The 26,072-nt window shown below is 72.0% G+C and carries 27 protein-coding genes, 1 pseudogene and 2 riboswitches; of the genes and pseudogenes, 16 read left to right on the top strand and 12 right to left on the bottom strand.

Going from position 1 to position 26,072, the window contains the following annotated elements:
- Window positions 1-20: 20 nt before the first annotated feature.
- On the bottom strand, window positions 21-869 hold the full coding sequence (locus HNR68_RS10560; protein WP_179719981.1) for an acyl-CoA thioesterase domain-containing protein: 849 nt from the start codon (window positions 867-869) through the stop codon (window positions 21-23).
- 119 nt (window positions 870-988) lie between these two features.
- Here HNR68_RS10560 and HNR68_RS10555 point away from each other — a divergent pair, with 119 nt between their 5' ends.
- Both HNR68_RS10555 and HNR68_RS10550 read left to right on the top strand, forming a co-directional pair.
- Window positions 989-1,684, top strand: a complete 696-nt coding sequence (locus tag HNR68_RS10555) for a GntR family transcriptional regulator (RefSeq protein ID WP_179719979.1) — start codon at window positions 989-991, stop codon at window positions 1,682-1,684.
- A gap of 616 nt (window positions 1,685-2,300) precedes the next feature.
- The gene (locus HNR68_RS10550) at window positions 2,301-2,456 is read left to right on the top strand and encodes a hypothetical protein (protein WP_179719977.1); all 156 of its coding nucleotides are present in this window, start codon (window positions 2,301-2,303) and stop codon (window positions 2,454-2,456) included.
- Between the two features lie 69 nt (window positions 2,457-2,525).
- Here HNR68_RS10550 and ligD read toward each other — a convergent pair whose 3' ends face one another.
- Window positions 2,526-3,521 (bottom strand): non-homologous end-joining DNA ligase, encoded by a 996-nt coding sequence (ligD, locus tag HNR68_RS10545; RefSeq protein ID WP_179719975.1) that lies wholly within the window; start codon window positions 3,519-3,521, stop codon window positions 2,526-2,528.
- Between the two features lie 157 nt (window positions 3,522-3,678).
- On the opposite strand from ligD, the gene HNR68_RS10540 reads away from it, so the two are divergent.
- The 4 genes from HNR68_RS10540 (at window position 3,679) to HNR68_RS10525 (ending at window position 6,406) form a co-directional block, all read left to right on the top strand.
- A complete protein-coding gene (locus HNR68_RS10540; RefSeq protein ID WP_179719973.1) occupies window positions 3,679-4,431 on the top strand; it encodes a DsbA family protein in 753 nt (250 codons plus the stop codon).
- Window positions 4,428-5,057 carry a vitamin K epoxide reductase family protein gene (locus HNR68_RS10535; RefSeq protein ID WP_179719971.1) on the top strand — a complete coding sequence of 210 codons (630 nt, stop codon included), beginning with the start codon at window positions 4,428-4,430 and terminating at the stop codon, window positions 5,055-5,057. Before HNR68_RS10540 ends, HNR68_RS10535 begins: the two co-directional genes overlap by 4 nt.
- Before the next feature lie 129 nt (window positions 5,058-5,186).
- Entirely contained in the window at window positions 5,187-5,594 is a 408-nt protein-coding gene (locus HNR68_RS10530; RefSeq protein WP_246330426.1) for an ATP-binding protein, read from the top strand.
- Complete coding sequence (locus HNR68_RS10525) at window positions 5,591-6,406, top strand: SigB/SigF/SigG family RNA polymerase sigma factor (RefSeq protein ID WP_179719967.1); 816 nt, start codon at window positions 5,591-5,593, stop codon at window positions 6,404-6,406. The genes HNR68_RS10530 and HNR68_RS10525 overlap by 4 nt, the downstream gene beginning before the upstream one ends.
- Before the next feature lie 73 nt (window positions 6,407-6,479).
- Here the strand turns inward: HNR68_RS10525 and HNR68_RS10520 are convergent, their stop codons facing one another.
- Window positions 6,480-7,244: a M23 family metallopeptidase gene (locus HNR68_RS10520; RefSeq protein WP_179719965.1), complete on the bottom strand. Its 765-nt coding sequence runs from the start codon at window positions 7,242-7,244 to the stop codon at window positions 6,480-6,482.
- A 755-nt stretch (window positions 7,245-7,999) separates the two neighbouring features.
- Here HNR68_RS10520 and HNR68_RS10515 point away from each other — a divergent pair.
- Together HNR68_RS10515 and HNR68_RS10510 are read left to right on the top strand one after the other, a co-directional pair.
- On the top strand, window positions 8,000-8,896 hold the full coding sequence (locus HNR68_RS10515) for a TSUP family transporter (RefSeq protein ID WP_179719964.1): 897 nt from the start codon (window positions 8,000-8,002) through the stop codon (window positions 8,894-8,896).
- A 380-nt stretch (window positions 8,897-9,276) separates the two neighbouring features.
- Window positions 9,277-9,723: a GtrA family protein gene (locus tag HNR68_RS10510; protein ID WP_179719962.1), complete on the top strand. Its 447-nt coding sequence runs from the start codon at window positions 9,277-9,279 to the stop codon at window positions 9,721-9,723.
- Window positions 9,724-9,732: 9 nt separating this feature from the next.
- Here HNR68_RS10510 and HNR68_RS10505 read toward each other — a convergent pair whose 3' ends face one another.
- The 3 genes from HNR68_RS10505 to HNR68_RS10495 all read right to left on the bottom strand — a co-directional run bounded on the left by HNR68_RS10505 (window position 9,733) and on the right by HNR68_RS10495 (window position 11,912).
- Window positions 9,733-10,350, bottom strand: coding sequence for a hypothetical protein (locus tag HNR68_RS10505; protein ID WP_179719960.1), 618 nt, complete (start codon window positions 10,348-10,350; stop codon window positions 9,733-9,735).
- Window positions 10,351-10,517: 167 nt separating this feature from the next.
- The gene (locus tag HNR68_RS10500) at window positions 10,518-10,676 is read right to left on the bottom strand and encodes a hypothetical protein (protein ID WP_179719958.1); all 159 of its coding nucleotides are present in this window, start codon (window positions 10,674-10,676) and stop codon (window positions 10,518-10,520) included.
- A gap of 57 nt (window positions 10,677-10,733) precedes the next feature.
- Complete coding sequence (locus tag HNR68_RS10495) at window positions 10,734-11,912, bottom strand: acyl-CoA dehydrogenase family protein (protein ID WP_179719955.1); 1,179 nt, start codon at window positions 11,910-11,912, stop codon at window positions 10,734-10,736.
- 101 nt (window positions 11,913-12,013) lie between these two features.
- Between HNR68_RS10495 and HNR68_RS10490 the strand changes: the two genes are divergently transcribed.
- The 4 genes from HNR68_RS10490 (at window position 12,014) to HNR68_RS10475 (ending at window position 17,258) form a co-directional block, all read left to right on the top strand.
- Window positions 12,014-12,667, top strand: a complete 654-nt coding sequence (locus HNR68_RS10490; RefSeq protein WP_179719953.1) for a TetR/AcrR family transcriptional regulator C-terminal domain-containing protein — start codon at window positions 12,014-12,016, stop codon at window positions 12,665-12,667.
- Window positions 12,668-12,797: 130 nt separating this feature from the next.
- A riboswitch (glycine riboswitch) is annotated at window positions 12,798-12,896 on the top strand.
- Window positions 12,897-12,998: riboswitch (glycine riboswitch) on the top strand.
- 119 nt (window positions 12,999-13,117) lie between these two features.
- On the top strand, window positions 13,118-14,221 hold the full coding sequence (gene gcvT, locus HNR68_RS10485; RefSeq protein ID WP_179719951.1) for a glycine cleavage system aminomethyltransferase GcvT: 1,104 nt from the start codon (window positions 13,118-13,120) through the stop codon (window positions 14,219-14,221).
- 23 nt (window positions 14,222-14,244) lie between these two features.
- Window positions 14,245-15,525 carry a serine hydroxymethyltransferase gene (glyA, locus tag HNR68_RS10480; protein ID WP_179719949.1) on the top strand — a complete coding sequence of 427 codons (1,281 nt, stop codon included), beginning with the start codon at window positions 14,245-14,247 and terminating at the stop codon, window positions 15,523-15,525.
- Window positions 15,526-15,872: 347 nt separating this feature from the next.
- Window positions 15,873-17,258, top strand: a complete 1,386-nt coding sequence (locus tag HNR68_RS10475) for an amino acid permease (protein ID WP_179719947.1) — start codon at window positions 15,873-15,875, stop codon at window positions 17,256-17,258.
- Between the two features lie 81 nt (window positions 17,259-17,339).
- On the opposite strand, the gene HNR68_RS10470 is transcribed toward HNR68_RS10475, so the two are convergent.
- Both HNR68_RS10470 and HNR68_RS10465 read right to left on the bottom strand, forming a co-directional pair.
- The gene (locus HNR68_RS10470; protein WP_179719944.1) at window positions 17,340-18,002 is read right to left on the bottom strand and encodes a response regulator; all 663 of its coding nucleotides are present in this window, start codon (window positions 18,000-18,002) and stop codon (window positions 17,340-17,342) included.
- Window positions 17,993-18,676 (bottom strand): annotated as a pseudogene (locus HNR68_RS10465) (sensor histidine kinase); the annotation flags it as partial. The pseudogene HNR68_RS10465 and the gene HNR68_RS10470, both read right to left, overlap by 10 nt.
- A 99-nt stretch (window positions 18,677-18,775) precedes the next feature.
- Here HNR68_RS10465 and HNR68_RS10460 point away from each other — a divergent pair.
- Both HNR68_RS10460 and HNR68_RS10455 read left to right on the top strand, forming a co-directional pair.
- The gene (locus tag HNR68_RS10460) at window positions 18,776-19,039 is read left to right on the top strand and encodes a DedA family protein (protein ID WP_218888254.1); all 264 of its coding nucleotides are present in this window, start codon (window positions 18,776-18,778) and stop codon (window positions 19,037-19,039) included.
- A 300-nt stretch (window positions 19,040-19,339) separates the two neighbouring features.
- Window positions 19,340-20,188: a hypothetical protein gene (locus HNR68_RS10455; RefSeq protein ID WP_343050053.1), complete on the top strand. Its 849-nt coding sequence runs from the start codon at window positions 19,340-19,342 to the stop codon at window positions 20,186-20,188.
- Between the two features lie 57 nt (window positions 20,189-20,245).
- Here HNR68_RS10455 and HNR68_RS10450 read toward each other — a convergent pair whose 3' ends face one another.
- The 3 genes from HNR68_RS10450 to HNR68_RS10440 all read right to left on the bottom strand — a co-directional run bounded on the left by HNR68_RS10450 (window position 20,246) and on the right by HNR68_RS10440 (window position 23,341).
- Window positions 20,246-20,911 carry a VTT domain-containing protein gene (locus tag HNR68_RS10450; RefSeq protein WP_179719942.1) on the bottom strand — a complete coding sequence of 222 codons (666 nt, stop codon included), beginning with the start codon at window positions 20,909-20,911 and terminating at the stop codon, window positions 20,246-20,248.
- A gap of 161 nt (window positions 20,912-21,072) precedes the next feature.
- Window positions 21,073-22,647: a D-alanyl-D-alanine carboxypeptidase/D-alanyl-D-alanine endopeptidase gene (gene dacB, locus HNR68_RS10445; protein ID WP_179719940.1), complete on the bottom strand. Its 1,575-nt coding sequence runs from the start codon at window positions 22,645-22,647 to the stop codon at window positions 21,073-21,075.
- 85 nt (window positions 22,648-22,732) lie between these two features.
- Complete coding sequence (locus HNR68_RS10440; protein ID WP_179719938.1) at window positions 22,733-23,341, bottom strand: LysE family transporter; 609 nt, start codon at window positions 23,339-23,341, stop codon at window positions 22,733-22,735.
- A gap of 90 nt (window positions 23,342-23,431) precedes the next feature.
- Between HNR68_RS10440 and HNR68_RS10435 the strand changes: the two genes are divergently transcribed.
- Together HNR68_RS10435 and HNR68_RS10430 are read left to right on the top strand one after the other, a co-directional pair.
- Window positions 23,432-23,935 (top strand): Lrp/AsnC family transcriptional regulator, encoded by a 504-nt coding sequence (locus HNR68_RS10435; protein ID WP_179719936.1) that lies wholly within the window; start codon window positions 23,432-23,434, stop codon window positions 23,933-23,935.
- Window positions 23,936-24,000: 65 nt separating this feature from the next.
- Window positions 24,001-25,074 carry a 5,10-methylene-tetrahydrofolate dehydrogenase gene (locus HNR68_RS10430; protein ID WP_179719934.1) on the top strand — a complete coding sequence of 358 codons (1,074 nt, stop codon included), beginning with the start codon at window positions 24,001-24,003 and terminating at the stop codon, window positions 25,072-25,074.
- Between the two features lie 45 nt (window positions 25,075-25,119).
- On the opposite strand, the gene tesB is transcribed toward HNR68_RS10430, so the two are convergent.
- Window positions 25,120-26,058, bottom strand: coding sequence for an acyl-CoA thioesterase II (gene tesB, locus HNR68_RS10425; protein WP_179719932.1), 939 nt, complete (start codon window positions 26,056-26,058; stop codon window positions 25,120-25,122).
- Window positions 26,059-26,072 lie beyond the last annotated feature (14 nt).

The following is a 26,072-nucleotide window of genomic DNA, read 5'->3' as shown; positions in this document are numbered from 1 at the left end:
GGGGCCGGGGTGAGGCGGGATCAGCGGGGGATGCGCAGGAGGCCCTCCTGGGCGACCGTGGCGACGTGCCGGCCGGAACGGTCGAAGACGTTGCCGCGTCCAAGCACGCGGCCGCCCGCCGCCACCGGGCAGTCCTGGTCGTAGAGCAGCCACTCGTCGGCTCGGAGGTCTTCGTGGAACCACATGGCGTGATCCAGGCTGGCCAGCTGCACCCCCGTGGCGTGCCGGTCGACGCCGTGCAGCAGGAACACCGGCTCCAGCAGGGTCATGTCCGACGCGTAGGCCAGCGCGCAGGCGTGCAGCAGGGGCTCGTCCGGCAGCTTCTCCGGGGCGCGCATCCACACCAGGTGCCGGGAGTCGTCGACGGGCTCGACCGGCGGCGGGTACGGGGTGCGGTCGACGTGGCGCAGCTCGATCGCCCGCGGCAGGCGCCACCAGTCCGGGACCGGCACGTCGGAGTCGGCGAAGCGCTCGTGCAGCGGCGGCAGCTCCTCGGGCGCCGTCGCCGACGGCGGCTCGGCCTGGTGCCGCAGCCCGTCGCGGTCGCGCTGGAACGACACCAGCGCGGTGAACACCTCGACCCCGCCCTGGCTGGCGATCACCCGGCGCGACGAGGTCGCTCCGCCGTCCCGGACCCGGTCGACCGCGTACTCCACCGGCGAGGCCGCGTCGGCCGCCCGCACGAACAGCGCGTGCATCGAGTGCACCGGCCGGTCCGCGGGCACGGTGCGGCCCGCCGCGGCGATCGACTGGGCCAGCAACAGCCCGCCGAAGGTGCGGGGCCGGGGCAGCGGCTGCGTGCCGCCGAGGAACCGGTCGGCCCCCCGCTCGGCGAGGTCGAGCAGGTCAGCCAGGCGAGGAACGTCCACGGACCGAACCAACTACTTGCGACGGGTGGTATCAAGTTCCCCGTGACACGCGACACACTCGCGGCCGCCCCGCTCGCGACGCGGTCCACGACCGGCACGCCGCAGGAGGTGTCCGAGCGGTGAGCCACGCGGCGACGCGCGCGCAGTCCCCGCGGCTGCCCGACGAGCTGGCCGGCCGGCTGCGTGAGTGGATCATCACCGGCCGCCTCCGGTCGGGCGACCACCTGCACCTGGAACGGCTCGCCGACCACCTCGGGGTCAGCGTCACCCCGGTCCGCGAGGCACTGCTGACGCTCCGCGGCGAGGGCTTCGTCGACCTGGAACCACGCCGCGGCTTCACGGTGGCCCCGCTGAGCCGCCACGACTTCGCCGACGCGCACCAGCTGCTGGCCGGGATCGCCGGGGAGCTCACCGCCCGCGCCGCGGAGCGGATCGGTGCCGACGAACTCGCCGAACTCGCCGCCCTGGTGGAGGAGATGCAGTTCGCCGCGCAGTTCGTGCTGGCCGACATGGGCGGACTGGTGACGCGCTTCCACGCGCTGCTGTGGCAGGTCGCGGAGTCGCCGAAGCTGGCGTGGTTCCTGGGCATCGCGGTGCGCTACGCGCCCCAGCACGTCGCCGCGACCTTGCCCGGCTGGCGCCAGATGGCGGCCGACGACCACCGCGCGCTGCTGATCGCGCTGCGCCAGCACGACCCGGTCGCCGCGCGGGAGACGATGCACGAGCACGTGGTCCGCTCCGGGGAGCTGCTGATCCACCACTTGCAGGGAGCGGGGTTCTGGTCGCACGACCCGACGAGCGTCTCGGGCTCCTGAGCGCCCGGGTGATCCTTCGCGCGCAGCGACGGGGAATCCTCCGTGCAGCCGACACGCCACAGAGGGTCGTCGACCCATCGCCCACGGCGACGGAGACCCGCGCAGCGCGTCGGTGCGAACGACGAGATCGATGATCCTCCCCTTGCAGCGGTGGAGATCCTGCCTCGCGGCCGACGGGGACCGCCGCGCCACCGATCCGTCACCTGCAGCTGCTGGCAGCCCCGGCCGCGCACCTCCCGCCCGAGGTCGACACGCCGGGTCAACGAGCCGACACCGACGGCGACCGAGTGCGCACGCGCGGGAGCGCCGGTGATCCACTGCAACCGGCGACTGATCCTTCACCTGCCGCTACGGGGAAAACGACGCGCCCGACCCGGTGAAGCCCCTGCGCACGCGGCTGGACGACGCAGGGTCATCGACCCACCACGCCGGGCGACGAAAGCCGTTGCAGGGAGCCGAAAACCGCCCCTGACCAGGGAGTTCCGCATCACAGGAGGAACATGTGAGCAGGTCGCTAACGTTGTTCCACTCGGCGGCGACACCCCTGGTGGGACGCCGGTCAGGCGTCGCCGCGATCCACCCTCATCCCTGCGCACGAAAGCCGGAGGCACTCGCCATGCAGAGCAACAGCCGCACGATCGTGTCGGTTGTCGGAACGGTGTTGATGGTCGTCACGACCGTCCTGCTCGCGGCGTGGAGCCCCAGTCCTGCACAGACCCAAGTCCCGGTGCAGCCGGCGGCCAGCAACGCCGCGATCGAGATCAGCCGCTGAGGTTCCGTGGGGGTCGTGAGTGCGGAAGCCGGTCCCAGCCGGTTCCCGCACTCACGACAGGTGTGAGGGTCAGGCCTCGCGGACCACGTCCTCGGGGCGCTTGTCGTTGCGCAGTCCGGAGAACCGGGGGTGGCGGAGCTTGCCGTCCTCCGTCCACTCGGTGAAGCCGATCTGGGCCACCAGCTCCGGGGCCACCCAGTGCGCCCCCGGCTCGGCGACGTCGTCGGCGAAGGGCGAGCTCGTCCGGGCCCGACGGTCCAGCTCGGCCCGCAGCTCCCGCAACGTCCGCTCGTCGTAGCCGGTGCCGACCTTGCCCGCGTAGCGCAGGCGCCCGCCCTGGTAGTAGCCGATCAGCAGGGCGCCGAAGCCGGACCGACCGCCCTTGGGGTCGGTGAACCCGCCGATGACGAACTCCTGGTCCGAGACGCACTTGAACTTCAGCCAGTCGCGGCTGCGCCCGGCCCGGTAGGGCCGGTCCGCGCGCTTGGCGATCAGGCCCTCCCACCCGCGGCGGCAGGCCTCGCGGAAGAACGCCTCGCCGTCGCCCACCCGGTGAGCGCTGAACCGCAGCGGGTCGGCGAACTCGAAGCACTCGCGCAGCAGCCGCTTCCTGGTGCGCAGCGACAGCCCGGTCAGGTCCACGCCGCCGAAGGCGATCAGGTCGAACACGTAGTAGTGCACCGCCACCCCGGTCCGCCGGGCAGCCTCCGGGTCGGTGAGGTGGATGCGCTTCTGCAGCCGGGCGAAGCTGGTCCGGTCGCCCTCGAAGGCGACCACCTCGCCGTCGATGACGAACCGGTCGGCGCACTGCTCCACCAGCGCGTCCACGACCTCGGGGTAGGCGGCGTCGACCCGCTTGCGGTTGCGCGACCACAGCACCGGGCGGCCGCCGTCGCAGCCGGCGATCACCCGCACCCCGTCCAGCTTGCGTTCGAACAGCCAGTCGGAGTCGGAGAACCGGTGGTGGGTCAGGGTCGCCAGCGTCGGCTCGTGCCAGGTGCCACCGCGCCAGGCGCGGAGCCTGGCCTGCTCGGACCGGTCGACCAAGCGCAGCGGGTCGTTCACGCGACCTTGCGTACCCGAGCGGCGAGGAACGGCAAACCGGCCGAAGCTGAGAGCGACCTGTGAGACAGCTGTGAGTCCCACCCCGCTCCGATCCACGACAGGGTGAATGCGGGAAACTGGACGCACCCCCTGGACCAGGCCGAAGGTGAAAGCCCCGATGTCGAAGAACACGAATCCGCTGACCAAGGGAAGCGGGCCGTCCATCAACGTCATCCTCACCGCGATCGTGGTCGTGGTGGCGGTGGGCGTGATCGGCGGCGTGCTGTGGTTCAACCGCGACGGCGGCACCAGTGCCGAGCAGCCCGCCGGCCCGCCGGTGGCGGCCGAGCTGCTGCGCAAGCCGGACAGCAACGCGCTCCTCGAGTCGCCGGACAGCAAGGTCACGGTGGTCGAGTTCCTCGACTACCAGTGCCCCGCCTGCTGGGACTACTACACGAACCTGACCAAGAAGGTCGAGCAGGAGTACGCGGGCAAGATCAACTTCGTCACCCGCAACTACCCGCTGCAGAAGGCCCACCCGCTGGCCCGGCCGGCCGCGCAGGCCGCCGAGGCCGCCGCGCTGCAGGGCAAGTACCGCGAGATGTACCACGCCCTCTACGACAACTACATGGAGTGGGCGGTCACCCCGGACGGCAAGGTCTCCGAGGACGTGGCCAAGGCGCAGGGGCTGTTCGAGCAGTACGCCCAGCGCATCGGCCTGGACGTGGCGAAGTTCCGCGCGGACGCCGCCTCGCCGCAGGTGAGCGCCAAGATCGACGCCGACCTCGCGGACGGCGACCGCGCCGGGGTGAAGGGCACCCCGACCCTCTTCATCAACGGCCGCAAGTTCGAGCCGGGCGCCGACGTGAAGACCTGGGAGCAGGTCGCCCAGGCCTTCCGCAGCAAGCTGGACGCGGAGCTGGCCAAGTGACCACCGCCCACGCCGTCGACCGGACCGCGCCCGAGGACCCGAGCGCGCCCCGGCAGCCCCGCGGCCTGGGCTGGCTCTACGTCGTGGGCGGGCTCGTCGGGCTGGCCAGCTCCTTCGCGCTCGTCGTCGAGAAGCTGGAGAAGCTGGTCGACCCGGACTACGTGCCGACCTGCAGCATCAACCCGATCGTCTCCTGCGGTTCGGTGATGGACAGCCCGCAGGCCGCGCTGCTGGGCTTCCCGAACCCGCTGATCGGGGTGGCTGCGTTCCCGGTGGTGGTCACCGCCGGGGTCGCGGTGCTGGCCGGCTTCCGCCCGCCCCGCTGGTTCTGGCTGGGGATGCAGGCGGGCACCACCCTCGCGGTGGTCTTCATCCACTGGCTGGTGGTGCAGAGCCTCTACGAGATCGGCGCGCTGTGCCCGTACTGCATGGTCGTGTGGGTCGTCACCATCGCGCTGTTCTGGTACACCACGCTGCACAACCTCACCGAGAGCCACCTCGGCGGGGGCCGTTCCCTCGGCGTGGCGCTTCACAAGGTCCACAGCGTGGTGCTAGTCCTGTGGTATCTGGTGATCGTCGTTCTGATCCTGGTGCGGTTCTGGGACTACTGGAGCAGCCTCGTGTGACCCGGAGCGTCCGTTTGTTCGGTCCGGGGCTCGGGTACGCAGGTGACTGCGAGTGATGGTCGCGCCGCACCGACCGAGACGAGGTGGCCCGGGATGAGCGTGGAACGCGAGGTCGCGAGGGGCGAGCCGATGACATCCGCAACGAGCGTGGTCGAGGTGCGCACCGCGGCCGAGCCCACCCAGCTGGCGGTGATGCGAGCTGTCGTCGGAGACCTCGCGATGCGCGCCGACTACGACGTGGACTCGATCGCCGACCTGCGGTTGGCGGTGGACGAGGCCTGCTCCTCGCTGATCCGGTTGGCGGCACCGGACGCGACCCTGGTGTGCCGGTTCCGGACCACGGACGACGAGCTGTCGATGACCGCCGAGGTGGCGAGCCACGACGCCTTCGGGCCGCGGAAGGACACGTTCAGCTGGCGCGTGTTGAGCGCTCTTGCCGACGATGTGTCAACCTCGGTCGAGTCGGGTCACGCTGCCGGTGACGGCAGCAACCTGGTGCGGATCGAGTTGACCAAAGGACGGACGGCACACGTGTGAGACGAGCGGACTCCAAGCCGACGGCACATTCGCGCAACGAGCGCTACGATCGGCTGGCGCCGCTCTTCGGCGAGCTCGCGAAGTTGGACAAGCAAGACCCCCGCTACTCGGAGCTGCGGGACAAACTGGTCACCGAGCACCTGCCGGTGGCCGAGCACATCGCCCGCCGCTTCAGCCACCGCGGTGAGTCGCAGGAGGACCTGACGCAGGTCGCCACCCTGGGCCTGATCAACGCGGTGGACCGGTTCGACCCGGAGCGCGGGGTGGACTTCCTGTCCTACGCGGTCCCGACGATCATGGGCGAGGTGCGGCGCCACTTCCGCGACACCGGCTGGGCGGTGCGGATGCCACGCCGCCTGCAGGAGCTGCACCTGTCGGTGTCGGCGGCGATCTCCCGCCTGTCGCAGGAGCTGGGCCGGGCGCCGACGCCGAGCGAACTGGCCAAGCACCTCGGCATCAGCGTCGACGAGGTCTACCACGGCCTGGAGGCGGGCAACGCCTACCGCAGCGCGTCGCTGGACGAGCTGCTCACCGACACCGACGAGATCCCTCTGGGCGATGCGATCGGCTCCGACGACGCCGAGCTCGCCGAGGTGGAGAACCGGGAGATGGTGCGGCCGCTGCTGGAGACCCTGCCGGACCGGGAGCGGCGGATCCTGGTGATGCGGTTCTTCCGCGGCATGACGCAGACCCAGATCGCCGAGCAGATCGGCATCTCCCAGATGCACGTCTCCCGGCTGCTGGCCCGCACGCTCAGCTGGCTCCGGCAGCGCCTCGAGGACGACACGCCCGCCGAGACCGCCGCGGACTGACCCGCGGGATGGGAAGCCGCCCGGAACCTGTCGGGGGATTCCAGGTCCCGGGCGGCTGCTCAGGGGGAGGTGCTCACCGCACCTCGATGCCGCGGTCGCGCAGCCACGGCAGGGGGTTGGTCTTGGTGCCGTCCACGTGCACCTCGAAGTGCAGGTGCGGACCGGTGGACTGGCCGCGGTTGCCCATCGTGGCGATCTGGTCGCCGGCGCCGACCCGGTCGCCCTCGTCGACGTCGATGGTGTTGATGTGGCCGTAGACGGTGATCGTGCCGTCGTCGTGCTTGATCCGGATCCACTGGCCGAAGCCGCTGGCCGGGCCGGCGTCGATCACGGTGCCCGCGGTCACCGCGCGGATCGGGGTGCCGATCTTGTTGGCGATGTCGATGCCCCGGTGGCTGGAGCCCCAGCGGGCACCGAAGCCGGAGGTGAAGGTGCCCTCCGCCGGCTTGACGAAGCTGTTCGCCGCCTTGCGGGCCGCTTCCTCCTCAGCCCGCTTGGCCTCGGCCGCGCGCTCGGCTTCCGCGCGGGCCCGCGCGATGGCCTCGGCCTTGTCGACCTGCGCCGACTCCCGGGCCGAGTCGGTGGCGGGCGCCGGCGCCAGCAGCTGGACCGAGGCCGGGCTGGTCGGGGTCCCGGTGATCGCTCGGTTCAGCGGCTTGGTCCCGGCGAGCGGGTGCACCGCGGTGCTGCGGTGCGGGGCCTCGGACCCGCCTGCCGCAGCCAGTGGCTGTCCCACGGCGGCGAAGGCACCACCGGCCACCACCGCTGCGAAGACCTTGTTCCGTAGGGGGAGGGCGGCCTTCGGGGTACGACCACCCTCCTTGCGGTGCTTGCCCATCTCCACCTTCCGTCTCGGGGAGGTCCGGCCACTGCCCGCTCGGGGGCGCGGGGATCACCTCTCGGGGGAGCGAGGCGTCGTCGTGACCGAACCGTGACGTACGAGCGGCGAACGTAGCTGAGAGTCATCAACAGGCGCAAGCTATCCCCCGCTCACCTGAACATCACGCCACGGACATCACGCGGACAATCACTCTGGGTATCGAGAGAAGATGACCTCCCGATAACGACGGCGCACGGGGACAGCGCTCAGCTCCACCACGGCCAGCCCCGGTCCCGGCCGCCGGACGGACGATGATCGCCACGCCGTTGCCGCAGGTCATGGACGTGATCGCGACGCCCGCCCGCGGTCGCCGCGCACCGCGCCGAACCCGCGTCGGTCCACAGCGGACGCCCGCGCGCGACGCCCGCGAGCAGTGCGGCCGACCGCTGTCGCGAGATCGTCCACCGCCTCAGGTGGCCTTGCGCACAGATCGTCGCGATCACCGCAACCCGGCCTCCCGCAGTCTGGGAGGCGGTGCCACTCGACGGCGGCATCTGTTTCACTGACCCGCATGACGCATGGCGATCAGTGGCGGCTGCTCGTGCAGCGACTCCACGTGGACCTCCGCCGCGTCACCTCCGCAGGGTGTCGGGACGCGCGGTAGCCCCGCACGCACTGCCCCGCTCCAAACCCCACCCGTTCCGGCTGCGCCCCGCTGCGCGCGTCGTCCCGCACGCCGGTTCCGGCATCCCCTTCGCACCCTCGGAGACATCGTGCAAGCGTTCCTGATCTTCGCGCTCGGTGGTTTCATCGCGCAGCTGGTCGACGGCTCGCTGGGCATGGCCTACGGCGTGACGTCGACGACCATCCTGCTCGCGGCCGGGATGAGCCCGGCGGTGGCCTCCGCCTCGGTGCACCTCGCCGAGCTGGGCACGTCGGTGGCCTCCGGCGTCTCCCACTGGAAGTTCGGCAACGTGGACTGGCGCGTCGTGCTCTCGCTCGGCGTGCCGGGGGCGATCGGGGCGTTCCTCGGCGCCACCGTGCTGAGCAACCTCTCCACCGAGGCCGCCGAGCCGTGGATGTCGACGGTCCTGCTCGTGCTCGGCGTCTACGTGCTGGTGCGGTTCGCCTTCCGACCGCTGCGCCGGCGGCAGCTCACCGGCGTCAGCCCGAAGCTGCTCGCCCCGCTCGGCCTGGTCGCCGGGTTCGTGGACGCCACCGGCGGTGGCGGTTGGGGCCCGGTGGCGACCCCGACCCTGCTGAGCACCGGCCGGGTCGAGCCGCGCAAGGTCATCGGCTCGGTGGACACCAGCGAGTTCCTCATCGCGGCCGCGGCGAGCCTGGGCTTCCTGTTCTCCCTCGCGCAGCAGGGGCTGTCCTGGCTGACCGTGGGCGCGCTGCTGCTCGGCGGTGTGGTCGCCGCGCCGCTGGCCGCCTACCTGGTGCGCGTCGTGCCGATGCGGCTGATCGGGGTCGGCGCCGGCGGGCTGATCGTGCTCACCAACGCGCGCACCTTGGTCAAGGACTTCGGCCTGCCCGCGCCCACGCCCACGGTCCTCTACTCGCTCATCGCGGTGGCCTGGGTGGCCGCCCTCGTCTACACCGTCCGGGTGATCCGCGCGGACCGCGCCGCGGTCGAGGCCGAGGAAGCGGACCCGGTGCGCAGCTGAGACCTTCGGGGAAGCCGTCATCCGGTCGGGTTCCGGCGGGAACCCTCGGTGTTGACGCTGCGCGAAGATTGACCCACGTGTCGTATCGCTGACGTGTACTGAACGAGTTACTGTTCAGTAGAACCGTGTGGAAGCCCCCCGACACACGGTAGGTGCCCCGGGTGGGGAGTCGTCGACTCCGCGCCCGGGGCACCGCTCCCCGTACCACGGCCCTTGACCGCGACCGCAACGTTCGCGATCAAGTGTGCATCGACTCGTTGGTATATTCCAGCCGCCACGCGGCCCAATCCTCGCCGCCCGCGCTCGGACGACCAGGTGGGTTCGACGGCCGGGCGGAGGCCGCTGGGTATCGTCTCCGGCCGAGGGGACACGGAGGCGGTATGGCAGCGCAGACGGCGACCGGCGCCAGGCGGTACTGGCGGCTGCTCAGCCGGTTCGCCGCGGCGTCGGTGGTGGCGACCACGATCAGCCAGCTCGTCTTCCTCGTCGTCTACGCCCTGGGCGCGGTCCCGGTGGCGGCGACGGTCACCGCGTGGCTGGCCGGCGCCATCCCGAACTTCACGCTCAACCGGCGCACCTGGGGCAGCACCGGCCGGGCGGGCCTGCGCGGCGAGGTGCTGCGCTACGCGGTCATCTCGGTGACCACCGCGCTGCTGGCCGCGCTCGCCACCCACCACGCCGACGACCTCGCGCGCACCGTGTTCCCGGACGCGCGCAGCGCGCAGGTCGCGGTCGTCTGGGGCGCGTTCCTGGGCACCTACGCGGTCATGTTCGTGGTCAAGTTCGTGCTGGTCGACCGCGTGGTCTTCGCCCGCCGGCGGCGCTGACGCCGGCGCTCAGCCGCGCCCGCGGGCGCGCGCCTGCACCCACCGCGTGACGGACGGGCGCGTGATGAGCACCAGCAACGCGATCACCACGGCGGCCAGGCCGCCCCACACCAGCAACGTGAGCGGGTCGGGGCCGTCCCCGCGCCCGCGGACCGAGCGGACCACCCCGAAGCCGGTGACGGCCACCGTGGTCCAGCCGGCCAGCGCCATCGTCCCGGTGTCCGGGGAGCGCGGGTGCAGCAGCCGGTAGACCCCGAGCGCGTGCGCGGCGCCGACCGAGCCGACGATGAGCGCCAGCAGCACCACGGCGACCTCCCCTCCCCCGCTGGCCCCCGCGAGCCCGGCGACGAGGGTGTGAACGGCGACGCCGAGCACGACCAGCGCCGTGACCCCGCCGAGCGCAGCGGCCGCGAGCACCGCCCCCGGGCGCTGCGGAGCCTCCTCGGAGGACGAGGGCGGCTGCGGCGGCGGGGGGAGCTGCCCGCGCAGGGACTGCTGCGCAGGCGGTGGGGCGGGTCGCCGCGACGAGCCCGGCGGCGGGACCGGGCCGCGCTGCGGCGGCTGCTGGTGGGGCGGCACGCGTCTGCCCGCCCCTGGCGGATTCCCCGGCCACTGCGGTTGCGACATGGGTCCGCTCCTGCCCATCGACGTCGATGCGCGCGAAGCCTAACCGACCTGGGCACCCCGGGGACCAGGATCGAGCGCCGTGGTGCGCCGCCCGCTGCCGCCGCGGGCGGGGCCCGGAAGGACGAACGGCCCCCGGAACCGCCGGGAGCCGTTCGGTGATCAGTGGGTCAGGGCGTCTTGCCGCCCTTGCCGCCGAGCAGCTTGTTCTTGACCTGCTCGATCTTCTCCTTGTTCTTCGGGTCAGAGGCGTACTTCTTGGCCTGGTCGATCACCTTCTTGCCCTGCGGGCTGCTGGCGAACTCCGCGACCTTCTTGAACAGCGACATCTCTTCTCCCGGGGATCGGCGTCACGGCACCACCCCCAGGCTACCCGCGGAGCGTGGTCAGCCGAGCACTCCGCGAACCGACGCGTGGCCCTTGAGCAGGTTGCGGGCCAGGGTGCGCCGCTGGATCTCGTCGGTGCCCTCGAAGATCCGCAGCAGCCGCAGGTCGCGGTACCAGCGCTCGATCGGCAGCTCCTTGGTGTAGCCCATGCCGCCGTGGATCTGCAGCACCCGGTCGACGATCTCGTTGGCGCGGGTGGCGCCGTAGAGCTTGGCGATGGACTGCGCGTGGCGGGAGTCCAGGCCCTGGTCGATCTGCCAGGCCGCCTGCAGCACCAGCCAGCGCAGCGCCTCGATCTCCACGGCCGAGTCGGCGATCATCCACTGGATGGCCTGGCGCTCGGCGATCGGCTTGCCGAAGGTCTCGCGCTGCTTGGCGTACTCCATGCCCATCTCGACCAGCCGCTCGCAGGCGCCGAGCGCCCGGGCGGGCAGCATGTAGCGGCCGCGGCCGATCCACTGCATGGCGAGCTTGAACCCGTGCCCGACCTCGCCGAGCACGTTGCCCTCCGGCACCCGCACGTTGTCGAAGACCAGGGACGCGGGCTGGCGCTCCCACGGGCCCATGATGTCGATCGGCTCGGACTTCCAGCCCATCTCGCGGTCGACCAGGAAGCAGGTGACGCCACCGTCGGCACCCTTCTCCTTGTCGGTGACGGCGAAGACCATGACGAAGTCGGCGTCGATGCCGCCGGTGATGAACGTCTTCTCGCCGTTGATCACCCACTCGGAGCCGTCCTTGACCGCCGTGGTGCGCAGGTGCTTGGCGTCCGACCCGGCGCCCGGCTCGGTGATCGCGAAGCAGGACTTGCGCGTGCCCTCGATGGTCGGCAGCAGGTAGCGCTGCTTCTGCTCCTCGTTGGCGTGGTAGAGGATGTTGTCGGCGTAGCCGCCGAACCGGAACGGCACGTAGGTGCGGCCGAGCTCGACCTCGATGAGCGCCGACATCACCGCCGACAGGCCCATCCCGCCGTACTCCTCGGGCGTCTGGATGCCCCAGAAGCCGGCTTCCTTCGCCTTCAGCTGCAGCTCGCGCTGCTCGTCCTTGGTCAGGCCCCGCTCACCGGCCCGCTCCCGACGCAGCACCTCGGGCTCCAGCGGGACGAGCTCGCGCTGCACGAAGTTGCGCACCCAGTCCCTGATGTCGCGCTCGGTGTCGGAGAGCGAGAAGTCGACCATCGCCGGATCCTTTCCCTGCGGCCATCTAACTAACATCGTTAGTTTTGTGGCAGCCTAGGACGACGCTGACGAGCGTGGCAAGGGATCGACGAGGAGACGCCGTGCCCAGACCGACCACTCCCCGGTTGTCACCGGACCGCATCCGCCGCGTCGGTCTGGAGATCATCGACGCCGAGGGGCTCGAAGCGCTGTCCATGCGCCGGCTCGCCGAACGGCTCGGGGTGCGCGCGGCCTCGCTGTACAACCACGTCTCGACCAAGGAAGACCTGCTGCACGAGATCGCCGACGACGTCATGGCCGCGGTCGACGTCTCCGGCTTCGAGCAGGACTGGACGACCGGCCTGCGCGTCTGGGCCCGCTCCTACCGGGCAGCGCTGGTCGCCCACCCCAACCTGGTGCCGTTCCTGGCCTCCGGCCCGGCCCGCCGGGAGAACGCCCTGCGCCGCGCCGACGCGGTGCACGGCGGCCTGACCAGCGCGGGCTGGCCGCAGCGCTACGCCACGATGATCGGCGCCTCGACGAAGTACCTGGTGGTGGGCTCGGCGATGGGGTCGTTCAGCGGCGGCTTCCCGGACGACGCGGAGCTCTACGACGAGCGCTTCCCGCACCTGGGCAAGGCCCACCTGCTCCGCGAGCACGCCGCGGAGATCGACGAGGCCAGCTTTGAGCTCGCCCTCGAAGCCCTCATCGACGGCCTGCGCACGCAGTACCGCGAGCTGCGCGAGAAGAGCCGCACCCCCGGCGACACCCGGTGACCGGGAGGGGACGCCTCCGCAACGCCCCGGTCGGCGACCGCGGGTCAGCACGAGATCACTCGCCCGTCCGGTTGACGTGGGTCACCGGGGGTTCGTAGCGTCCAAGTCGCACAACCCAATACAGCGCCGATGACGTCGTGCGGGAGAGACTCCGGCCCAGGCGGGACCGGAGCGCCGAAGGAGCAATACTCCCCAGCAAACTCTCAGGCACCGGCACCGCACGGCACCAGGCGATCACGGAGAAAAGCAGGAGCGACGACGCTCCTCGCCCACGGTGCAAGTCACCGCTCGACGGTGGCGAAACTCTCAGGCCAATGACTCCGGGGAGACCGCCCGACCAGCGCCAAGCCCGCGCAGGTCGGGGTCGAGGTGCCCCCGTAAGGTTGGGCGCAGTGAGCTGACCGGCCCTCGACTGCCGACCGGCGCCCACCAGGAGGAGTCACAACAACCATGTCGTCGCCACGACGGACGCCCCTGCACCACGTGCACGAGGCGCTCGGAGCCACCTTCACCGAGTTCGCCGGTTGGCAGATGCCGCTGCGCTACTCGGGCGACACCGCCGAGCACAACGCGGTGCGCACCGCCGCCGGCCTGTTCGACCTGACCCACATGGGCGAGATCCGGATCAGCGGTCCGCAGGCCGCCGACGCGCTGGACTACGCGCTGGTGGCCAACGCCTCCGCGATCAAGCCCGGCCGCGCCCGCTACACCATGATCTGCAACCCGCAGGGCGGTGTGCTGGACGACCTGATCGTCTACCGGCTGGCCGAGCAGGAGTTCCTGGTGGTGGCCAACGCCGCGAACGCCGCCGTGGTCTCCGCCGAGCTGGCCGAGCGGGTCACCGGGTTCGACGCCCGCCACGAGGACGTCTCCGACGACCACGCGCTGATCGCGGTGCAGGGCCCGAACGCCGTGGCGATCCTGGAGCCCCTGACCGACACCGACCTCTCCGGCGTCAAGTACTACGCGGGCTACCCGTCCCGGGTCGCGGGCAAGGACGTGCTGCTGGCACGCACCGGCTACACCGGCGAGGACGGCTTCGAGCTGTTCACCGCGCCCGGTGACGCCGAGGCCGTGTGGCAGGCGCTGACCGAGTCCGGCGCGCAGCACGGGCTGCAGCCGGCCGGGCTGTCCTGCCGCGACACGCTGCGGTTGGAGGCGGGGATGCCGCTGTACGGCAACGAGCTCTCCGCCGACCTCACTCCCTTCCACGCCAACCTCGGCCGGGTGGTCAAGCTCGACAAGCCCGGCGACTTCGTCGGCAAGGAGGCGCTGGCCGCCCTCGCGGACAAGCCCACCGAACGCACCCTGGTGGGTCTGACCACCGACCAGCGCCGCGCGCCCCGGCACGGCTACCGCGTGCTGGACGCCGACGGCGCCGAGGTCGGCGTGGTGACCAGCGGCGCGCCGTCCCCGACCTTGGGCCACCCGATCGGGATGGCCTACGTCGATCGCGACCACAGCGAACCCGGCACGCAGCTGCAGGTCGACATCCGCGGCAAGGCCGTCGCGGTCCAGGTCGTCGAGCTGCCGTTCTACCGCCGCAACGCCTGAGAGACACAACAGGAGGCAACACCATGTCGACACCGGACCTGTTCAACGATCAGCTGGCCGCGGTGGACCCAGAGGTGGCGGCGGCGGTCCGCGCTGAACTCGACCGCCAGCAGACCACGCTGGAGATGATCGCCTCGGAGAACTTCGCCCCCCAGGCCGTGCTCGAAGCGCAGGGCTCCGTGCTGACCAACAAGTACGCCGAGGGCTACCCGGGCCGCCGCTACTACGGCGGCTGCGAGCACGTCGACGTCGTCGAGCAGCTCGCCATCGACCGGATCAAGGAGCTCTTCGGCGCCTCCTTCGCCAACGTGCAGCCGCACTCCGGCGCGCAGGCCAACGCGGCGGCGATGTTCGCGCTGCTCAAGCCGGGCGACACCATCATGGGCCTGGACCTGGCGCACGGTGGGCACCTGACCCACGGCATGCGGATCAACTTCTCCGGCAAGCTCTACAACGTGGTGCCGTACCACGTCAGCGAGGACGACCACCGGGTCGACATGGACGAGGTCGCCCGGCTGGCCCGCGAGCACGAGCCGCAGCTGATCATCGCCGGGTGGTCGGCCTACCCGCGGCAGCTGGACTTCAAGCGGTTCCGGGAGATCGCCGACGAGGTCGGCGCCTACCTGATGGTCGACATGGCGCACTTCGCCGGCCTGGTGGCCGCGGGCCTGCACCCGAACCCGGTGCCGCACGCCCACGTCGTCACCACCACCACGCACAAGACCCTCGGCGGTCCGCGCGGTGGCGTGATCCTGTCCTCCGACGAGGAGTTCACCAAGAAGTTCAACTCGGCGGTGTTCCCCGGCCAGCAGGGCGGCCCGCTGGAGCACGTCATCGCGGGCAAGGCGGTGGCGTTCAAGATCGCCGCGGGTGAGGAGTTCAAGGACCGGCAGCGCCGCACCCTCGAGGGCGCGCAGATCCTGGCGGAGCGGCTGCTGGCCGACGACGCCCGGGAGGCCGGGGTGCAGCTGGTCTCCGGCGGCACCGACGTGCACCTGGTGCTGGTCGACCTGCGCAACTCCGAGCTGGACGGCAAGCAGGCCGAGGACCGGCTGCACGAGATCGGCATCACGGTCAACCGCAACGCGGTGCCGAACGACCCGCGCCCGCCGATGGTGACCTCCGGGCTGCGCATCGGCACCCCGGCGCTGGCCACCCGCGGGTTCGGCCGGACCGAGTTCACCGAGGTCGCCGACATCGTCGCCGAGGCCCTCAAGCCGGGCTTCGACGAGACCACCAGCGCCAAGCTGCGCGCCCGCGTGGAGGCGCTGGCGACCAAGCACCCGCTGTACCCGAACCTCTGACGGTTCCCAGCGCTCGACGACCGGTGCGCGCGGACCTCTGTCCGCGCGCACCGGTCTTTCTCATGCGCGTGATCCACTGAGGACGGACACGTCGGGTGTGACCCAGGACTCATCGGATTCGCCCTGCATGCCCGGAAAACGACGTTCGCCCGACCGAGTTGAGATATCGATTCGATCGCAGCCGGGGGTGCGCGAGGTCAACTGGGCTGGAACTCTTGCCAGTGAAGGCCGGATGCCGGAGTATCTGCGCAGCTCCAGCGAAACACGCTGCCGAGCAACGCGTTGCGGGCGGCGGCCCACGCGGATCCACCCCGCACCCGCACCCGTCCTTGGAGGAGTTCACTTCGATGAGCCAACCAGCGACCGAGGAGTACCGGAAGGACCTGAGCACTCGGCACATCAACATGATCGCCATCGGCGGTGCGATCGGCGTCGGGTTGTTCCTCGGTTCCGGAAAGGCGCTGCACCAGGTCGGCCCCGGTCTGATCCTGAACTACGCGATCGCCGGCCTGATGATCTTCTTCGTGATGCGCGCCCTGGGTGAGCTGTTGATGTACCGCCCGGTGAGCGGTTCCTTCGCCGAGTACGCCGGTGAGTTCGTCGGACCGTGGGCGCGGTTCGCGGTCGGCTGGGGCTACTGGCTGGTCTGGATCGTCACCGGCATGGCCGAGATCACCGCGGTCGGCCAGTACTTCCAGTTCTGGTTCCCGGAGGTCCCGCAGTGGATCCCGGCGCTGTGCGCGCTGGTCGTGCTCAGCGGCGTGAACCTGATCGCGGTGAAGCTGTTCGGCGAGTTCGAGTTCTGGTTCGCGCTGATCAAGGTGGTGGCCATCATCGGCCTCATCGTGCTGGCCGCGCTGATCCTGGTCTTCGGGTTCAGCGACGTCGGGCCGACCGCGTCGCTGAGCAACATCTGGTCGCACGGCGGGTTCTTCCCCAACGGCGGCATCTCCGCCCTGCTGGCCTTCCAGATCGTCATGTTCGCCTTCATCGGCGTGGAGATGGTCGGGCAGACCGCCAGCGAGAGCAGCAACCCGACCAAGGTGCTGCCCCGGGCCATCAACGCGGTCATGTGGCGGATCCTGATCTTCTACGTCGGCGCGCTGGTCGCCCTGACCGCGCTGGTGCCGTGGTTCGAGTTCCCGGCCGACGGCAGCCCGTTCGTGCACGCCTTCACCCTGATCGGCATCCCGGCCGCCGCGGGCGTGGTGAACTTCGTGGTGACCACGGCGGCGCTGTCGTCGTGCAACAGCGGCATCTACTCGACCGGCCGGATGATCCGCACGCTGGCCCTGGACGGCCAGGCCCCGCGGGCGGTGGCGCGGCTCAGCGGCCGGGCGGTGCCGGCGCGGGCGATCGCCGTGACGTTCTGCGTGATGCTGATCGGCGTGGTGCTCAACTACTTCGTGCCGGAACAGGCGTTCACCTACATCACCAGCGCGAGCACCGTCGGGGCCATCTTCACCTGGGCGATGATCCTCATCGCGCACCTCGGCTACCGGCGCAAGGTGGCGCGCGGTGACCTCCCGGCCGGCACGTTCCGGATGCCGTTCGCCCCGTGGTCGAACTACGTGGTGCTGGCGTTCCTGGCGCTGGTCGTGGTGCTGCTGGCCTTCGACGAGGAGACCCGCATCGCGCTCTACATCACGCCGGTCCTGGTGGTCGCGGTGGTGGTCGGCTACCTGGCGTCGCGCAAGCGGCAGCAGGAGCGCCAGCACACCCCGGTGGGGTGAGGCGCGCGCTCCCGGTGTGACACCGGCGTCGGCCCGGTTCGCTGCGGCGAGCCGGGCCGACGCCGTTCCGGGAGCCGTGCGCTAGCCGCGACCACCGTCCGAACTGGACTCCAGGTAGCGCAGGACCGCCAGGACCCGGCGGCTGCAGCCGGTGGCGCGGGGCAGGGCGAGCTTGCCGAAGATCGAGTTGACGTGCTTGTCCACCGCGCTCTGCGAGACGTGCAGGTGGGCCGCGATCCCCGCGTTGGTCCGGCCCTGCGCCATCTGGTCGAGCACGTCCCGCTCGCGCGGCGCCAGGTCGGCGAGCGGGTCCCGGGCCGCGGTGGACGGCAGGCGGCGAACCACCTCCGGGTCGAGCGCCACCCCGCCGCGGGCGACCCGCTCGAGGGCGTCGAGGAACTCGTCGACCTGCACCACGCGGTCCTCGAGCAGGCAGCCGACGCGGGCGCGGTCGCCGGTGATCCGCTCGACGGCGTAGCGCTTCTCGACGTGCTGCGAGAGCACCAGCACACCGACCTCGGGGAACCGGCTGCGGATCTCCAGCGCCGCGCGCAGCCCGTCGTCGGTGTGGGTGGGCGGCATCCGCACGTCGACCACCGCGACGCCCGGCCGGTGTCGGTCCACTTCGGACAGCAAGCTCGGCGCGTCGCCGACCGCGGCGGCGACCTCGTGCCCCTCCTCGGCGAGCAGCCGCACCAGCCCTTCCCGCAGCAGCGTCGCGTCGTCGGCCAGGATCACGCGCACGGCAGCTCCGCGGTGACCACCGTCGGCCCGCCCACCGGACTGTCCACTGTGAACCTCCCGTCCAACGCCGCCACGCGCCGCGCCAGGCCGGAGAGCCCTGCGCCCGACACCGAGGCACCACCGGCGTCGTCGTCCTCGACCCGGACCACGAGCCACCCCGCTCCCCGTCGCACCCGGCCGCCGACGACACTCGCGGCGGCGTGCTTGGCGGCGTTCGTCACCGCCTCGGACACCACGAAGTACGCCACCGCCTCCACGTCCACCTCCGGCCGGGTCCCCACCGCGAGGTCCAGCTCGACCCGCACCCCGGCCCGCTCCGCCAACGCCGCCAGCGCCGGCTGCAGACCACCCGCGTCCAGCGCGGCCGGGTACACCCGCCACGCGACGTCGCGGAGGTCCTGCAGCACTTCCTGGGTCTCCTGGTGGGCCTGGGCGAGCAGCTCGGCCGCCCGGTCGCCGTCCGCACGGCGGGCCCGGCCGATCAGGACGCCCAGCGCCACCAGCCGCTGCTGCACGCCGTCGGGCAGGTCACGTTCGATGCGGCGGCGCTCCTCGCGGACCGCCGCCACCACGGCTGCCCGGGTGACCGACAGCTCCTCCACCCGGCGGCGCAGCCGCTCGGCCCGGTCCGGTTCGAGGAAGCGCCGCGCCAGCGCCCGCTCGAGCGCCGCGACCCGGCGCGGTCCTGGGGACCGCGCTCGGTTCCGTCGTCGGTGCCGTGGTGCTGTACTGGCTCGGCGCCTGGCTCGGGCGGGACCGTGTTCCTGGGCCGGATGGTGCCGGTCTTCCGCAGCTTCGTCTCCCTGCCCGCCGGGGTGGAGCGGATGCCGCTGCTGCCGTTCCTGGTCCTCACCGCGCTCGGCAGCCTGGTGTGGAACTCCGCGCTGGTGCTCGCCGGGTACTCCCTCGGCCAGAACTGGTGGCGGGTGGAGGCCTACGTCGGGTCCTTCCAGCAGGTGGTGGTCGTCGTGGTGCTGGCCGCGGTCGCCTGGTTCGTCACCGCCCGCGTCCGACGCAACCGCCGCACCCGCGCCTGATCACGCCGGAGGGGCCTGCGCCGACGCCGTCGAGGCCTCTCCGGCTTCCGCACCACCCGCGTCGGGGTTCGCGTCGCGAGGACGCACCACGGTCACTCGGGCGGGAAACCGCGCCCCCACAGGTCTTCTCGCCCTGGACGAGTGCCCGGACCGCGAGCTGTTCGCCACCATCGGTGTTCTCCTGATCACGTGGAGGAGCGGGTGGTGCGGAGGAACCGCAGGCGCACGGTGGCGGGAAGGATGTCCCCTCGGCGGGGTCGACGCCGGACCTCCGTCTGGACCGGGATCACCACGATCGTCGTGGCGCCGCTGCTGATCGACTTGGTCGGAGCCCACCACAGCGCTTGGCTCACGTCCGAGCAGGCGCCCGATCAAGAGGTCCGGGGCCAGCGCGCCGTCGAGGACGCGGAGGACGCCCGGCTCGCCGGCCGCCCACCGGTCGGGACGAGGGTGGAACCGCTGTGGGAGGACGAGGTCGACGGCTGGAGCTGGGTCTTCGACCGGGCGTTCCACCCCGAGGAGATCGCCGAGCTCGGCGCCCTGGCCGACCGGCACGTCAGCGACGGTGACACGTCGGCCGACGAGCAGGTGCGGGCACGCGGCGGTACCCGCTGGTCCGGCTTCTGCACGGACGAGTGCTGGACCGCGACGAGGCACGAGGTCGTGCTGACCGGTCAGCGCCGCGAGCCCGTGGCGGTCGTCCGTCTCCGAGCCAGAGTGGTCGAGCGCCTCCCCGGCCCCAGCGGCACGCTCCTGACCGGCAGTCCGCAGGGCGCGGACCCGCTCGAGCGGGTCGTGGCGTACCTCGACCGCGGCGAGGGGGACCTGCGCAGCTACGACCAGAGGACCGGGATCGACCAGCCCTTCCTGCACACGCACAACCTCACGCTCGACGAGGACGAAGAGCAGGGGTTCGAGGTCGTCGCCCTGACCGAGGACTGCCGGTGTCGCTGGGAGCTCGTCGTCACCACGTCCTACCGCGGGAAGACGGAAGACGTGGTGGTGCGCAGCGACGGCACCGCCGACGGCGCTCCCGTCGAGACCGTCGGCACCGGAGCGGCGCAGTTCGGACGCGTCGTCGACGGCGAGCGGCTCGGCGGTTCCTTCACCTACGACTTCGAGGGGCACTGGGTGCCCGCGACGCAGTGAGCCCAGCCACCGACGTGGCCTGCCACCGGTGTCCGGGGCCGCACGCCCACCCGAGCCTCACGCGGCGGTCTCGACGTCCTCCGCGGGCTCCTCCGGGGCGACGTCGAGCTGCTTCGCGGCGCGGCGGCGGCGCCGGAGCCAGACCGCCACCCCGGCGGCGACGACCACGGCCGCCAGCACCCAGCTCGCGTGCCCGAGCGATTCCTCGACGTACTTGGCCGACGCTCCGGCCAGCCAGCCGATGCTCACGTGCGTCGCGGACCACGCGATCGCGCCGACCAGGGAGGACACCACGAACTTCAGGTAGGACATGCCGCTGGTCCCGGCCGCGGCGGGCATCAGGGTGCGCACCACCGGCAGGAAGCGGCCGACCAGCACCGCGCCGATCCCCCACCTCCGCAGCAGACCCCCGGCCCGGTCCCAGTGGTGCTGGCCGAGCTTGCGGACCACCTTGGTCTCGCGCATCCGCCACCGGTAGCGGCGCCCCAGCCAGAAGCCGATGTTGTCCCCGACGGCCGCGCACACCGCGACGACAGCGGCCAGCACCAGGAAGAAGCCGAGGTCGGTGACCGCGGCCGCGGCGATCAGCAGCCCGCTCTCGCCCGGCACCAGGAAACCCAGGCCGATGGTGCACTCGCCGAGCACGAGAGCTCCGGTCACCAGTACCAGTAGCGGCTTCGGCAGGCTTCCGACGGCTGCCAGGACGTCGCTGATGAAGGTCACGGATCGGGCTCCTCGTGCGGGACGTCGACTGCTGGCGTCACGCTACCGGCGCAACGAGAGCGCGGTACCCGGAATCCCCCTCAGAAGTTCCCTGAGGTCGAGATCACACCTGACCCCAGGGTGGTCCCGCTCCCGGTGGCGGCGATCGGCGCGCGCAGCGGTCAGCACGCCCGCACCCACGAGCACTCCAGCGCGCCCTCGTCGACCCGGGTGCGCGGGTCGTCCCGCTGGACCAGCGTTCGCGGCACCTGCGGGCGGCCGCGCGGCTGGTCGTCGGCACCGCGGTACTCGGCGAGGCGGATCGCGATCGCGTCCTCCAGGTCCCTCGGGGAGTCGGAGGTGAAGTCGTTGAGCACCACCGAGAACACCAGCTCGCGACCGTCCGCGGCCGTGACGTAGCCGGACAGCGAGGTGACCCCGGTCAGCGAGCCGGTCTTGGCCCGCACGTTGCCCTCCGCCGCCGTGCCGGCCATCCGGTTGCGGAGCGTGCCGCCGACCATGCGGTCCGCGACACCGGCCACCGGGAGCGCGTCGGAGAAGGCCGGGAACCAGGGACGCTGCCGGGCGTTGTCCAGCAGCACGGTCAGCTGCTCCGGCGTCACACCGTCCATCCTGGACAGACCGGAGCCGTCCACCAGCTCCAGCGCCTCGGGCGACAGGCCCAGCGCGCGCAGCTGCTCGGTCAGCACCGCCACGCCGGCCGGCCAGCTGCCCTCCCCGCGCACGTCCCGTCCCATCGCCTTGACCAGCACCTCGGCGTGCCCGTTGTTGCTGAGCTTGAGGAACGGCACCAGCAGCTCGCGCAGCGGCATCGACTCCCGCGCGGCCACCACCCGCGCGCCCTCCGGCGCCGTCCCCTCCCCCACCTCGCGGACGTGCACCCCGTGCGCGGCCAGGGCGCGGGCGAACACGTCGGCGGCGTAGGCGGACGGGTCCGGCACGGTGGTGAACTCCTCGAGCGGTTCCGCGTCCGCGGGCACCGTCCCGCGCACCACCACGCGCGACCCGCCGTGCTCGCGCTCGACCACCACGTCCGGCTCACCGCCCGCGGCGGACGTGGTGGTCCGGTTGTCGAGCTGCACGACGCCGGTGGCCGGGTCCAGCTCCAGCTCGGCGGGCAGCCCCTCCGCGGTCGGGCGCACCCGCACGATCGCGGTCCCGGCGTCGAAGTCGGTGTTGGGCGCCACGGTCAGCGCCGAGACCGGCGCCGAGTAGTAGTACGGCTCGTCGTCCCACGCCCAGCCGGTGCCCAGCGGGACGTCGTCGAACCAGGTGTCGTCGGTGCGCAACCCGCCCTGCACCACGCGGATCCCCGCCGCCGCGACCTGCTCCGCGAGCCGGTCGTAGTCGGCGGCGAGCACCGTCGGGTCAGCGGTGCCGCGCAGGTGCAGGTCGCCGAGCAGCACCGGACCGACCTGCGGGGCGTCGGTGACGACCTCGGTGCGGAACCGGTGGTCCGGGTCGAGCGCCTCCAGCGCGGCGGCCGCGGTGAGCAGCTTCGCGTTGGAGGCCGGGGTCGCCCGCGCCGTGGCCTGCCTGCTGTAGAGCACCTCGTCGGTGGCCGGGTCGCGGACCACCACGCCCGCGTACGCACCGTCCAACCGCGGGTCGGCGAGGATGTCGTCGAGGTCGACGCGCAACGCGTCCGGTCCGGACGGCGCGGCCCCGGACGGCGCCACGACGGCGACCGAGACCCCCACCGCGACGACCAACCCGAGCACCCACCGTCGACGCATCACCCAGCTCCCTCCGCCCCGCCCGACCGACCGATCTTGCAGCGCGAGCAGGGCGACGGTCAACGCACGCGCCGACGGCGTCGCCTCAGGCGACGGCGATCGAGGTCGCCATGGCCAGCAGCGCGCCGCCGCAGCAGCGCTCGAAGACCGTGCGCCGCTTGGGATCGGCCAGCAGCGCCGACAGCCACCGCACCGACGGGACCACGATCAGCCACCAGAGCGCGAACCCGCTCACCGCGACCCCGCTGAGCAGCGCGGCCTGCGCCACCGGGTCGGCGGCCGGGTCCATCGCCTGCGGCAGCAGCGTCAGGAACGTCAGCATGACCTTCGGGTTGAGCACGTCGGTGAGCAGCCCGCGCAGGAAGACCGCGCGCCCGGACGTGGGAGCGGCCACCACCGGTTCGTCGGCGCCGGTCCCGGCCTTGCGCACGATCTGCAGGCCCATCCAGGCCAGGTAGGCCACGCCGATCACCTTCACCACGAGCAGCGCCGCCGGGACGGCGACCACCAGCGCCGAGAGGCCCAGCGTCGCCGCCGTCGCGTGCACCAGCAGCCCGCAGGTCGTCCCGGCCGCGGCCAGCCAACCCCAGCGCGTCCCGGTCGCCGCGTTGCGCGTGACCAGCACGAAGTCAGGACCGGGAACCACGACGATCACCAGCAGCGCCAGCAGGAACGACCCCCAGGCGATGTGCACGACTCCTCCTCCGAAGGAAAGGTGGTGGGAACGCGAACATTCTCGAGTTCCGTTCGCCGTCGATCCATCTCCTCCGTAGGATGTTCGGTCATGCAGGAATCCGTCGAACTCGATTCGGTCGACTGGCGCATCTTGGAGGAGTTGCAGAACGACGCGACGCTGCCGAACCGGACGCTGGCAGAACGGGTCGGGCTGGCCCCCTCCAGCTGCCTGCAACGGGTGCGCCGGTTGCGGGAACAGGGCGTGATCACCGGGGCGCACATCGACGTCAACCCGGCGGCGACCGGACTGGTGCTGGAAGCGGTGGTCGCGATCAACGTCCGTCCGCACACCCGGCAGGTCGTCGACCAGTTCCGCGAGTTCGTGATGGCGCAGCCGGAGACCCGCTCGCTGCTGCACGTCAGCGGTCAGGCCGACTTCCTGCTGCACGTGGCGGTGGCCGACACCACGCACCTGCAGGAGTTCCTGGTGGACAGGCTCGCTTCCCGCACCGAAGTCCGCCACTTCACCAGCTCGATCGTGCTGGAACAGCTGCGCACCAAGGCCCTGACGCCGCCCCGCCACCTCCGCCCGAAGCGCCGCCGCCGGAGCTGAACTGGTTGCGCGTCCCGTCGCGGCACAGCAGGGTGGGCAGGACCACCGTCTGAGGAGGACGCCCGTTGGCGGAGCAGGAGCAGGCCGACCACGTGCTGGGTCTGGTCACCGACCCGGACATGCCCACGCACGTCGGGCAGCGCACTGCTGAGCGCGTGACCACCTGGTTGGCGAACCGCACCGGACAGCGGTGGACCATCGACGTGCGCACCGACCCGCTCACCGCGGGCCACAACGCCAGCGAGGACCTGCTCTCCGCCGTCGAGGCCCACCGCCAGGAACGGGGCTGGGACTACGGCATCTGCATCACCGACCTGCCGCTGCTGCTGCAGGACCGGCCGCTGCTGGCCGACGTCAGCACGCAGCGCCGCGTCGCGCTCGTGTCGCTGCCCGCCCTCGGCGCGCTCCGGACCTACCACCGCACCTACCAGCTGATGACGCAGCTGCTGGAAGACCTGATGCAGGACCACAGCGAGCAGTCGTCCCCGCTCGGCCCGGTGCACCGCACGCAGCACGAGGGCCAGATCGACATCCGCTACACCACGCTGCAGAGGCGGGGCTGGGTGCGGCTGGTGTCCGGGATGGTGCGGGCGAACCGGCCGTGGCAGCTGGTCTGGGGACTGTCCAGCGCGCTGGCGGCCGCGCTCGCCGCCGCCGGGTTCGGCCTGTTCACCTCGACGGTCTGGCAGCTCGGCGACGTGATGAGCCCGCTGCGCGCGCTGACCGCCACGGTGTTCGCGCTGGCGCTGATGACCGTGTGGCTGATCGCCGCGCACGGGCTGTGGGAGCGCGTCGGCCGCGGCGCGGTCCGGGACCGGAGGCTGGCCGCGATCTACAACACCTCGACGGTGACCACGCTGTCGTTGGGCGTGGCCTGCCTCTACGCCCTGGTCTACGTGGTCAGCCTCGCCGGTGCGCTGACGCTGCTCGACGCGCGCGTGCTCGGCGAGATGCTCGGCCACACCGCCGACTTCGCCTCCTACGCGCGGCTGGCGTGGATGGTGTCCTCGATGGCGCTCATCGCCGGCGCCCTCGGGTCCAGCCTGGAGACCGACGCCGCCGTGCGGCAAGCCGCCTACGGCTACCGCGAGGAGCGGCGCCGCGCCCAGCACGCCAAGGAGAAGGACTCCGAGGACTGAGCTCCGCGCGGGCGCGCGGAAGTGCGGGCGCGGCTCCGCCGCGGATCAGCCGCCGACGCGGAGCAGTCCTTCTTGGACGACGGTGGCGACGAGCTGGCCGTCGCGGGAGAAGAACCGGCCGGTGGCCAGGCCGCGGGCGCCGGACGCGCTCGGCGAGGCGCAGTCGTAGAGCAGCCACTCGTCCGCGCGGAAGCGGCGGTGGAACCACATCGCGTGGTCCAGGCTCGCCCCGTTCACCTCGTCCAGGCCCCAGTACACGCCGTGCCGGGCGAGCACCGCGTCCAGCAGCGTCATGTCCGAGGCGAACGCCGCGATGCACACGTGCAGCAGGTCGTCGTCGGGCAGCACGCCGTCGGCGCGCATCCACACCTGGCTGCGGGCCTCGCGCGGCCCGTGCTCCCGGCTCACCCACGGCGGTTCGGTCACGTAGCGCACGTCGATCGGCCGCGGCTGCCCGCGCCCGAGGACGTCGATGAGCGACCCGACCTGCTCGCCGAAGGTCGGCAGCGTCTCCGGGTCCGGCACCTCCGGCATCGGCTCGGCGTGGTCGATGCCCTCCTCGTCGACCTGGAACGACGCCGACAGCGAGAAGATCGCCTTGCCGCGCTGCACCGCCACGACCCGCCGGGTGGTGAACGAGCGGCCGTCGCGGGTGCGGTCGACCTCGTAGACGATCGGGATGCTCGGGTCGCCGGGGCGGATGAAGTAGGCGTGCAGCGAGTGCACCCGCCGCTCCGGCGGCACCGTGCGACCGGCCGCGACCAGCGCTTGACCAGCGACCTGACCGCCGAACACGCGCACCGGCGAGGTCGCGGGGCTCACCCCGCGGAAGATGTTCTCCTCGATGCGCTCCAGGTCCAGCAGGGCAACCAGGCTGTCCAGCACGGGCTGGCCGTGCGGGATGCCGTTGACGTCGAGCGGGACGTCGCCCGGCAAGCGGGTGCCCGCCGGGTCTGCCGCGGCAGCTCGGGCCGCTTCGGTCACTGCGTGCTCCTCGG

Source organism: Saccharopolyspora hordei (assembly GCF_013410345.1).
Taxonomy (GTDB): Bacteria; Actinomycetota; Actinomycetes; order Mycobacteriales; family Pseudonocardiaceae; genus Saccharopolyspora; species Saccharopolyspora hordei.
This window is presented reverse-complemented; position numbering and strand designations above follow the sequence as displayed.